This window comes from Phyllobacterium sp. RCAM01083, from assembly GCF_055685835.1.
Genome location: NZ_JBVFZN010000005.1, coordinates 3,534,100 through 3,543,229, shown reverse-complemented (window position 1 = coordinate 3,543,229; position 9,130 = coordinate 3,534,100). Strand labels below are relative to the sequence as shown.

The window sequence follows — 9,130 nt, the reverse complement described above, 5'->3', positions numbered from 1 at the left end:
CCAAAAAAACGCACAAAACAAAACTTTCTCAAATCCTCACAACCAACCCTGGGGATAACTCAACCGACACCACACCAAGAAGCCAATGAAAACGGGCGGTGCAACCGCACCGCCCGTCAAAAACCGGTCTGTCATGAAAATAGAGAAAGCGCCCATCAGGCCAGCGTGTAGGCCGTCTTCACGGTTGTATAGAATTCAGCAGCGTATTTGCCCTGCTCGCGCGGGCCATAGCTCGAGCCCTTGCGGCCGCCGAACGGCACGTGGAAATCCACCCCTGCCGTCGGCAGGTTGACCATGACCATGCCTGCTTCGGCATTGCGCTTGAAATGCGTGGCGTGTTTCAGGCTGGTTGTCGCAATGCCCGAGGACAGGCCGAACGGCGTGTCGTTCGCGGTATGCAGCGCTTCCTCATAATCCTTGACCCGGATAACACTGGCGACGGGGCCGAAAATTTCCTCGCGGGAAATCCGCATCTGGTTGGTCGCCTCGGTGAACAGTGCCGGCTGCAGGTAGAAACCGGGATTATCGCGGGTCAGCCGCTCGCCGCCGAAGGCCAGCCTGGCACCCTCGGACTTGCCGATGGCGATATAGTCCTCGTCCTGCTTCAGCTGGCTCTGATCGACCACCGGCCCGATATGGGTTCCGGCTTTCAGGGCGTCATCGACAACGACACCCTTCAGGCGCTCGGTTGCCGCCGCAACGAACCGGTCGTGGATGCCCTCGGTGACGATGATGCGCGAGGACGCGGTGCAGCGCTGGCCGGTGGAGAAGAAGGCGCTGTTGACGGCGGCTTCGACGGCCACGGTCAGATCCGCATCGTCGAGCACGACAAACGGGTTCTTGCCGCCCATCTCCAGCTGGAACTTGCGCATATGTTCGACGGAGGCGGCAGCAACGCGCTTGCCCGTCCCCACCGAACCGGTGAAGGTGATGGCATTGACATCGGCGCTGTCCAGAATGGTCTGGCCGACAACCGAACCCTTGCCCATGACGAGGTTGAGCACGCCCTTCGGCAGGCCGGCGCGGTGCAATATATCGACAATCGCCCAGGAACAGCCGGGAACCAGATCCGCAGGCTTGAAAACCACCGTATTGCCATAGGCCAATGCCGGCGCAATCTTCCAGGCGGGGATGGCGATGGGGAAATTCCACGGCGTGATGATGCCGACGACACCCACGGCTTCCCGGGTGATTTCAACACCGATGTTCGGGCGGGCACTGGGGAGAACCTCGCCGGCCAGGCGCAGGACTTCCCCGGCGAAGAAATCAAAAATCTGGGCGGCGCGCACGGTCTCGCCGATGCCTTCGGCCAGGGTCTTGCCTTCCTCGCGTGACAACAGCCGGCCGATCTCGTCCTTGCGGGCGGTGATCTCATCGGCGGTCTTGCGCAGGATGGCGTGACGCTCAAGAATGCCGGAGCGCGACCAGGCCGGGAATGCCGCCTTTGCCGCGGCAATGGCGTTCAGCGTGTCTTCGGCTGTCGCCCGCGCATATTGACCAACGACGTCATTGGTGTTGGAGGGGTTGATGTTGGCGATCGCATCGCCACCGATCCACGCGCCGTCGATCAGGTTCTGGTGCACTGTCATGATATGTTCTGTCCTTCCTGATGACGGCACAAGGGCCGTCACGCTGCAGCCGTCGACCGGCCTTCTCCCGAAACGCTTATGCCGAACAATCCCCCGGCGATAGACCCGAAAGCATCAACGCTCTGTCAAAGGGGAAGCGGCGCCGGACCTTAACATAGGGAAAAGCGGTTTCAATGGACATTTGACGCATTCCCGGCACGAATGTCAGGCAAAGGCGAGCTGCACCTTCATCGAACGGCTGCGATCACCCGCGGTCTCAAAAGCCTGCACCGCATCGTCAAGGCTGAAGATGCCGGTGAGTAGCGGCTTCACATCGACAATGTTCCGGCTGATCAGATCAACCGCCAGACCGAACTCTTCGTGGAAGCGGAAGGAGCCGCGCAGATCGATTTCCTTGGAGACGATCAGGTTCTGCGGAATGGCGATGTCCCCACCAAGGCCGAGCTGCATGAGAATGCCGCGCGGACGCAGGACGTCGAGCCCGGCGCGCAGCGCCCGTTCGTTGCCGGATGCCTCGAACATCACATCGAACGAGCCCTTGTTGGCGGAATAGGCTGCCAGTTGCTCCGGATGGTCGGCGACATTGATGGTCCGGTCCGCCCCGATCTCCCGGGCCTTGACCAGCACCGCATCCATGACATCGGTCGCGACAATCTCCCGGGCGCCATGCGCCCGCGCCGCCAGGATGGTCAGTGCTCCAATCGGACCACAGCCGGTAATAAGGACACGCTTGCCAAGCAATGAACCGGCGCGCTTGACCGCATGCAGCGTCACAGCAAAGGGTTCGGCAAAGGCCGCCTCGTTCATCGAAACGCCATCCGCCACCCGGTGGCATTGCCAGGCCTCGGCGACCAGCCGCTGGCGGAATGCGCCCTGGATATGCGGCATGGGCATGGCGCTGCCATAAAAACGCATGTTGAGACAATGATTCTGCAGCCCTTGCAGGCAATAATCGCAATGGTTGCAGGGACGGCTGGGCGATACGGCCACGCGGTCACCGACGGCAAGACCACTCACCCCCGCCCCCAATGCCCTGATGGTTCCGGCAATCTCGTGGCCGAGGATCATCGGTTCGCGCAGCCGGATCGTGCCGAACCCGCCATGATTGTAATAGTGCAGGTCCGAGCCGCATATGCCGCCGGCCTCAACGGCAATATCCACTTGCCCGGCTTCGGGAATGCCGGGATCGCGTTCCTCGATGCGCAGATCCTTTGCCGCGTGGATGACAACAGCCTTCATACGTTCCTCCCCTTGCGCTTCAAGCCTCCAGCCGCAACGGCCGGGATCAATTTCAGCACCATAACACCGGAATACTTGCATATGTTATCGATAACATTTATGTCAAGCGGAGAAGGAAGCGATGACAACCCGCAATCGGAATTCCGCAGAACCGGAGGAAACAAAGAATGGCCTATCCATTGTTCAGCCTGGAGGGGAAACGCGCCCTCGTTACGGGATCAAGCCAGGGAATCGGCTTTGCCCTGGCCAAGGGATTGGCTGAACACGGCGCGGAAATCATCATCAATGGCCGCGATGCGGCAAAGGTCGATGCCGCCGTTGCCGAACTCAGGGCAGCGGGCCATAAAGCCCATGCGGCCGCGTTCGACGTGACCAGCCTGGAAAGCGTCAAGGCCGGCGTCGACACGATCGAGACAAATATTGGCGCGATCGACATTCTGTTCAACAATGCCGGCATGCAGTTCCGCACGCCGCTTGAGGACTTTCCCGAAGACAAGTGGCAGCTGCTGCTGCAGACCAATATTTCCAGTGTCTTTTATGCCGGACAGAGCGTGGCAAAGCACATGATCAAGCGTGGACGCGGAAAAATCATCAATATCGCCTCCGTGCAAAGCGAACTGGCGCGGCCTTCCATCGCGCCGTACACCGCAACCAAGGGCGCCGTCCGCAACCTGACGCGCGGCATGTGCACGGACTGGGCCAAATACGGCCTGCAGGTCAACGCCATCGCACCCGGCTATTTCAAGACGCCGCTCAATCAGGCGCTGATCGACAATCCGGAATTCTCCGGCTGGCTGGAAAAGCGCACCCCGGCGGGACGATGGGGCAATGTCGAGGAACTGGTCGGTGCGGCGGTGTTTCTGGCCAGCGATGCATCATCCTTCGTCAACGGCCAGGTCATCCATGTTGATGGCGGCATCACGGCGTCCCTATGATCAGGCTGATCGTCATGGGCGTGAGCGGCTCCGGCAAATCTTCAGTTGGAGAGGGCATCGCGGCAGCACTGTCCCTGCCGTTCATCGAAGGCGACGTGCTGCATCCGGAAAGCAATGTGAAGAAGATGTCGGCGGGTATCCCGCTGACCGACGAGGACCGCTGGCCGTGGCTCGACAAGATCGGCGCGGAACTCGCCAAGGCCGAAAAGGGCGTGGTCGTATCCTGCTCCGCATTGAAGACAATGTATCGCGACCGGCTGCGCCGGGAAGCGGGCGGGGCCCTCGCCTTTGTCTTTCTCGACGGCAGCCTGGCGGTTTTGCGCGATCACATGGGTAAGCGCACCGGCCATTTCATGCCGCTGTCGATGCTCGACAGCCAATTGGCGACGCTGGAATCGCCAACGGGTGAACCACTCGTGTTCACGCAGGATGTCGCGCATCCGATCACGCAGATTGTCGAGGCCAGTGTGGCATGGCTGAGAGCGCAGGAACTGTGATTCTAGCTGGAAAACCCATCGAGCAACCGCATCATCTCGGCTGAATCGCGTGCGCCCAACCCGGCTGCACACAGCAGCCGGTGAATTTCCACGACCTGACCGGTCATCGGCAACGGCGTCTTCGTCTTCAGCGCAAAGGCCTGCAGCGAATCGAGATCCTTCAGCATGTTGTCGATGCGCCCGGTCGGCGTGTAGTCGCGCGCGGCAAACTTCGCCATGAATTCCTGCATGATCCGGTTGTCGGCCCGCCCGCCCGCCAGCGCCTGCGGTATCAGCGCCGGATCAACGCCGCCCGCTTCCGCCAGCTTTACCGCCTCGGCAACCGCCTGGAACGCCACGGCGCAGAACAGCTGGTTGATCAGCTTCGTCGTCTGCCCCGCCCCGCTCGGCCCCATCAGCGTATAGTTGGCGCAGAGATGCTGCATGACGATTCGGCCGTGTTCGAAATCGGCGGCATCGCCGCCAGCCATCACGGTCAATCGCCCGGCAAGCGCACCGGGAACACCGCCGGACAGCGGGCAATCCAGCCATTTCATTCCCGTTGTTTCCGCCAGCACTGCCGCCATGTCAGCGGTTTCCTTCGGATCAATCGACGACATGTCGATCAGCAGTCTGCCCGCTCCGGCGGCCGCAGCCACGCCATCCGCGCCGAACACGACCGTACGGACAATATCGGCATGGTTGAGACTCAGAATGACGAACCGGCTTTGCGCTGTGGCCGCGGCAACCGAAAGTGCCGCCACGGCGCCTTTGGCCACAGGTGCCGCCACCTTCTGCGCATCGACGTCAAACACCGCGACCGGATGGCCGGTCTCGATGAGCCGTGTGGCAATCGCGGCGCCCATGAGCCCCGCGCCAATAACAGCAATCGTGGATGCATCGGCCATGGCGGCTCTTCCCCCGTCTATCGCGATATCTGTCAAACAACCGCTGCCGGCAGCGGCTTGCCGGCAAATTGCGCTTCCAGATTGGCAAGCACAAGATCGGCCATCGCCCGGCGTGTCTCGTGAGTGGCACTGGCCACATGCGGCGAAAGCACGACATTCTTCATGGCGAACAGCGCCTCCGGTACACGCGGCTCGTCCGCGAACACATCGAGCCCGGCTCCCGCAATGGTACCATGCTGCAAGGCTGCAACGAGAGCGGTTTCATCGACAAGCGAACCGCGGGCGATGTTGATCAGGCTGCCTTTGGGCCCGAGGGCATTCAGCACATCGGCATCGACCACATGTTTTGTTTCTGCGGAGGCGGCCGCCGCAATGATCAGCACATCGCAATTGGCCGCAAGCTCCGCGAGCGTCGGGTAAAATGTATAGGGAACATCGAGCTTGCGGCGCCCCGAATAGAAAATCTGCCCGTCAAAGGCGACAAGGCGTTTGGCGATGGCCTGGCCGATGCGGCCAAGCCCGAAAATGCCGTAGCGCCGGCCCGTTACCCGGTGCCCGAGGCCGAGCTCGCCCTTTGGCCAGTTGCCTGCACGAACATGATTGTCGGCCAGAACAAGCTGCCGCGCCAGATTGATGATCAGCCCAAGCGCAAGGTCGGCCACGTCGGCGGTTAGAACATCCGGTGTATTGGCGACGCGATAGCCGCGCTGGCGCGCCGCGTTCAGGTCGATCTTGTCGTAACCGACACCGTTGATCGAAACGATTTCCAGCTTGGGCAATTGAGCCGCAAGCTCGGTCGGAATGCCGATATGCCCGCCCGTCACCACACCGCGGATTCGATCCGCATGGGATTTCAGGAAGCCCGGCTGGTCCGTCGTCTCAAACCAACGATGCACGGTATAGTGCCTGGCAAGATCCGCTTCGAGTGCGGGCATCAGCGGGCATAGCTGCAGAATATCGATCGGCATGATCATGGAATTCCCTAATGGATGGATTTACTTGACATCGGCTTTGACGAACTGGCGCAGCTCCGGCGTCTTGGGATCGCTGAAGAGCTGTTTCGACGGCCCCTCCTCCCAGATCTTGCCCTGGTGCATGAAAATGGTTCTGGTCGCGACCCGGCGGGCAAAAGCCATTTCATGCGTCACCAGGATCATCGTCATGCCGTCCCGTGCCAGCTGTTCCATGACGTTGAGCACTTCCTCGGTCAGTTCCGGATCGAGCGCAGACGTCACCTCGTCGAACAGCATCACTTTCGGCTGCATGGCGAGGGAGCGGGCAATGGCGACGCGCTGCTGCTGGCCGCCGGACAGCTCATCCGGATAGGCATCGAATTTTTCCGAGAGACCAACGAGCTTCAGCACGTTTTCCGCGGTTTCGCGGCTCTGTGCCCTGGCGACATTCTTGACGATCTTCGGCGCCAGCATGATGTTGTCGCCGACACTCAGATGCGGGAAAAGATTGTAGCTCTGGAAGACAATGCCGACATCCCGGCGCAGTTCCCGCAGCTGCCTGGGATCGCTGCTCACCGTGTGGCCGGCAATCTCGATGCGGCCGGAATTGATCTTTTCCAGGCCGTTGATGCACCGCAAAAGCGTGCTCTTGCCGGAACCCGACCGGCCAATCAGCGCGATCACCTCGCCGCGCTCGACGGTCAGCGAGACACCTTTGAGCACCTCGACCGAGCCGAAGCTTTTATGGACATTTTCAACGATGACTTCTGGCATGGAGTCTCCTTTCCAGCCAACGCGACAGCTGGGACAGCGGATAACAGACGACGAAGTACAGCGCCGCGACCGCAAGAAACACGCGGAAGGGCTGGAACGTCGCATTGTTGATGAGTTGGCCCGCACGGGCGAGTTCGACAAAACCGATGATCGAGGTGATCGACGTGTTCTTGACCACCTGCACGGCAAAGCCGACGGTTGACGGCAGCGAGATGCGCAGCGCCTGCGGCAGGATCACATAGCGATATTGCTGCACGCGCGTCATGGCGAGCGATTCGGACGCCTCCCATTGCGGCTTGGGCACAGACTGGATGCAGCCCCGCCAGATCTCGGCGAGATAGCCCGATGCGTAAATCGTCATCGAAGCGCCCGCTGCCACGAGAGGCGGCAGCTGCAGCCCTGCGAGGCTCAGCCCGTAGTAGGACAGGAACAGGATCATCAGCACCGGGATGCCCTGGATGATCTGAATATAGGTTGCGGCCACGATCCGCAGCCACTTGTGCGTGGAGGTGCGGGCAAGCGCGATGACGAAGCCGACAAGACCGCCGCCGCTGAGCGCGATGATGGTCAGGACAACAGTCCACATGAGCGCCGAGACAAGGAAGCCGAATTCACTGAAACCGAAGGTACGGAGAATCATGCCTGCACCTCCGGAAGAGCGACCGCCGTTCGCCGTGCCACGCGGCGGCCGAACAACCACAGTCCGATAACGGCAAGCACACCGCGCAGGGCGAGCGCCAGCGCCAGATAGATGAGCGTGACGACGATATAGACTTCGAAGGAACGGAAACTCTGCGATTCGATGAAGGCGGCCGATGCCGCAAGTTCCTTCGTCGAGATCGCCGAGCACACCGACGACGCCAGCATCATCAGGACAAACTGGCTGCACAGCGCCGGATAGACCTTGGCAATGGCCGGCATGATGATGACATGGCGGTAAATCTGCAGCCGCGTGAAGCCCAGTGCCTCGCCCGCCTCGATCTGCGATTTGTGAATGGATTCGATGCCGGCACGGATGATCTCGGTGGAATAGGCGGCGAGATTGATCGTCATGCCGATCAGGGCAGCCGTCACCGCGCTGACGCGCAATCCAAGCCCCGGCAGGCCGAAATAGACAATGAAGAGCTGCACGAGAAACGGCGTGTTGCGGATGATCTCGACATAGGCATCGACGAGAATGCGGCCGATGCCTGTTTTCATCGAGCGGATCGACGCAAGGATAATACCGGCGGCACAACCAAGGATGATCGACGCCACGGAGAGCTTGATCGTCATCCAGATGCCGGCCAGAATTTCATTCTGGTACTGGGCGATGACGCCAAACTGGAAGGTGTAGGACATCTCCGGTCTCCATTGGAAAATGGCACCGGGCAGACTTTGCCCGGTGAACCGATTGAGCGGCAGATCAGAAGGATGGCAGCTGCGGCATGGGCTGGCCGGTCCACTTGACCGAAATGGCATCGAGCTCGCCGGAGTTCTTCATCAGATAAATCGCCGTATTGAGCCACTGGCGCATCTCGAAATCCTGCAGCGCCGTTGCCATGGAGTTGCCCTGGCGGAAGAAGGTGAAACCAACCTGCAGACCGGCATCGGGCAGCTGCTTCAACACGGCGTCGGCAACCGTCGACGGCAGCGCGACGGCATCGACCTGTCCGGCGATCAGTGCCTGGGCCGTGGTCGAATCATCCTCGTAGACCACGAGCTCGAGCCCCGGCACGGCAACTTTGCGCAAGGCTGCTTCCTGTGACGAACCGCGATTGACCGCGACGCGCTTGCCGCCGAGTTCAGCGAGGGCCGCGAATTTCTGGTCCTTGCCGGAAACGATCACCATGTTGAAAGCGCTGTAGGGCTGGGTGAACATCACCGTCTTGGCGCGTTCGCCCGTTGGCGCAAGCGTCGCAATGAGGAAGTCGACCTTGCCGGTCTGCAGCGCCGGGATACGCGATGGCGGCGTCAGCGGCACAAGTTCTGCCTTCACGCCGAGATAACCGGCTATCAGGTTGGCAACATCGACGTCATAACCCGTCGGATTGCCCTTCTCGTCGACCATGCCCATCGGCGGCGCGCCGGTGAGCACGCCGATTCGGACGGTGCCGCGCGAGGTGATGTCGTTCAGCGTGACCGCATTGGCATCGACTGCCGAAAACAGCCCTGCAGCGGCAAGGCCGACGGCCGCGACCATCACACGCAATGATTTTGAAATACCCATTCTTGTCTCCTCCACTTGTCGTGTTGTCCATGATTCCGGCGATGCCT

General features: G+C 60.9%; 10 protein-coding genes. 2 read left to right on the top strand and 8 right to left on the bottom strand.

What is annotated here, in order from left to right; translation table 11 throughout:
* Positions 1–155: 155 nt before the first annotated feature.
* A complete protein-coding gene (locus tag ACZ25R_RS24220; RefSeq protein ID WP_472462447.1) occupies positions 156–1,589 on the bottom strand; it encodes an aldehyde dehydrogenase family protein in 1,434 nt (477 codons plus the stop codon).
* A gap of 204 nt (positions 1,590–1,793) precedes the next feature.
* A complete protein-coding gene (locus ACZ25R_RS24215; RefSeq protein ID WP_472462446.1) occupies positions 1,794–2,828 on the bottom strand; it encodes an L-idonate 5-dehydrogenase in 1,035 nt (344 codons plus the stop codon).
* A 167-nt stretch (positions 2,829–2,995) separates the two neighbouring features.
* Between ACZ25R_RS24215 and ACZ25R_RS24210 the strand changes: the two genes are divergently transcribed.
* Together ACZ25R_RS24210 and ACZ25R_RS24205 are read left to right on the top strand one after the other, a co-directional pair.
* Positions 2,996–3,763 (top strand): SDR family oxidoreductase, encoded by a 768-nt coding sequence (locus tag ACZ25R_RS24210; RefSeq protein WP_346304968.1) that lies wholly within the window; start codon positions 2,996–2,998, stop codon positions 3,761–3,763.
* A complete protein-coding gene (locus tag ACZ25R_RS24205; protein ID WP_472462445.1) occupies positions 3,760–4,260 on the top strand; it encodes a gluconokinase in 501 nt (166 codons plus the stop codon). The genes ACZ25R_RS24210 and ACZ25R_RS24205 overlap by 4 nt, the downstream gene beginning before the upstream one ends.
* Before the next feature lie 2 nt (positions 4,261–4,262).
* On the opposite strand, the gene ACZ25R_RS24200 is transcribed toward ACZ25R_RS24205, so the two are convergent.
* The 6 genes from ACZ25R_RS24200 to ACZ25R_RS24175 form a co-directional block, all read right to left on the bottom strand.
* Entirely contained in the window at positions 4,263–5,147 is an 885-nt protein-coding gene (locus tag ACZ25R_RS24200; protein ID WP_472462444.1) for an NAD(P)-dependent oxidoreductase, read from the bottom strand.
* Positions 5,148–5,179: 32 nt separating this feature from the next.
* The gene (locus ACZ25R_RS24195; RefSeq protein ID WP_472462443.1) at positions 5,180–6,115 is read right to left on the bottom strand and encodes a 2-hydroxyacid dehydrogenase; all 936 of its coding nucleotides are present in this window, start codon (positions 6,113–6,115) and stop codon (positions 5,180–5,182) included.
* Positions 6,116–6,142: 27 nt separating this feature from the next.
* Entirely contained in the window at positions 6,143–6,874 is a 732-nt protein-coding gene (locus tag ACZ25R_RS24190) for an amino acid ABC transporter ATP-binding protein (protein WP_288195007.1), read from the bottom strand.
* A complete protein-coding gene (locus tag ACZ25R_RS24185) occupies positions 6,855–7,514 on the bottom strand; it encodes an amino acid ABC transporter permease (protein WP_472462442.1) in 660 nt (219 codons plus the stop codon). The genes ACZ25R_RS24190 and ACZ25R_RS24185 overlap by 20 nt, the downstream gene beginning before the upstream one ends.
* A complete protein-coding gene (locus ACZ25R_RS24180) occupies positions 7,511–8,215 on the bottom strand; it encodes an amino acid ABC transporter permease (RefSeq protein WP_464661494.1) in 705 nt (234 codons plus the stop codon). Before ACZ25R_RS24180 ends, ACZ25R_RS24185 begins: the two co-directional genes overlap by 4 nt.
* 64 nt (positions 8,216–8,279) lie before the next feature.
* Positions 8,280–9,083, bottom strand: a complete 804-nt coding sequence (locus ACZ25R_RS24175; RefSeq protein WP_472462441.1) for a transporter substrate-binding domain-containing protein — start codon at positions 9,081–9,083, stop codon at positions 8,280–8,282.
* Positions 9,084–9,130: the final 47 nt, after the last annotated feature.

What these genes read in the sequence shown, in the direction of transcription:
- ACZ25R_RS24220 (WP_472462447.1), bottom strand. Translation starts at nt 1,589, where the DNA reads ATGACAGTGCACCAGAACCTGATCGACGGCGCGTGGATCGGTGGCGAT.
- ACZ25R_RS24215 (WP_472462446.1), bottom strand. Translation starts at nt 2,828, where the DNA reads ATGAAGGCTGTTGTCATCCACGCGGCAAAGGATCTGCGCATCGAGGAA.
- ACZ25R_RS24210 (WP_346304968.1), top strand. Translation starts at nt 2,996, where the DNA reads ATGGCCTATCCATTGTTCAGCCTGGAGGGGAAACGCGCCCTCGTTACG.
- ACZ25R_RS24205 (WP_472462445.1), top strand. Translation starts at nt 3,760, where the DNA reads ATGATCAGGCTGATCGTCATGGGCGTGAGCGGCTCCGGCAAATCTTCA.
- ACZ25R_RS24200 (WP_472462444.1), bottom strand. Translation starts at nt 5,147, where the DNA reads ATGGCCGATGCATCCACGATTGCTGTTATTGGCGCGGGGCTCATGGGC.
- ACZ25R_RS24195 (WP_472462443.1), bottom strand. Translation starts at nt 6,115, where the DNA reads ATGCCGATCGATATTCTGCAGCTATGCCCGCTGATGCCCGCACTCGAA.
- ACZ25R_RS24190 (WP_288195007.1), bottom strand. Translation starts at nt 6,874, where the DNA reads ATGCCAGAAGTCATCGTTGAAAATGTCCATAAAAGCTTCGGCTCGGTC.
- ACZ25R_RS24185 (WP_472462442.1), bottom strand. Translation starts at nt 7,514, where the DNA reads ATGATTCTCCGTACCTTCGGTTTCAGTGAATTCGGCTTCCTTGTCTCG.
- ACZ25R_RS24180 (WP_464661494.1), bottom strand. Translation starts at nt 8,215, where the DNA reads ATGTCCTACACCTTCCAGTTTGGCGTCATCGCCCAGTACCAGAATGAA.
- ACZ25R_RS24175 (WP_472462441.1), bottom strand. Translation starts at nt 9,083, where the DNA reads ATGGGTATTTCAAAATCATTGCGTGTGATGGTCGCGGCCGTCGGCCTT.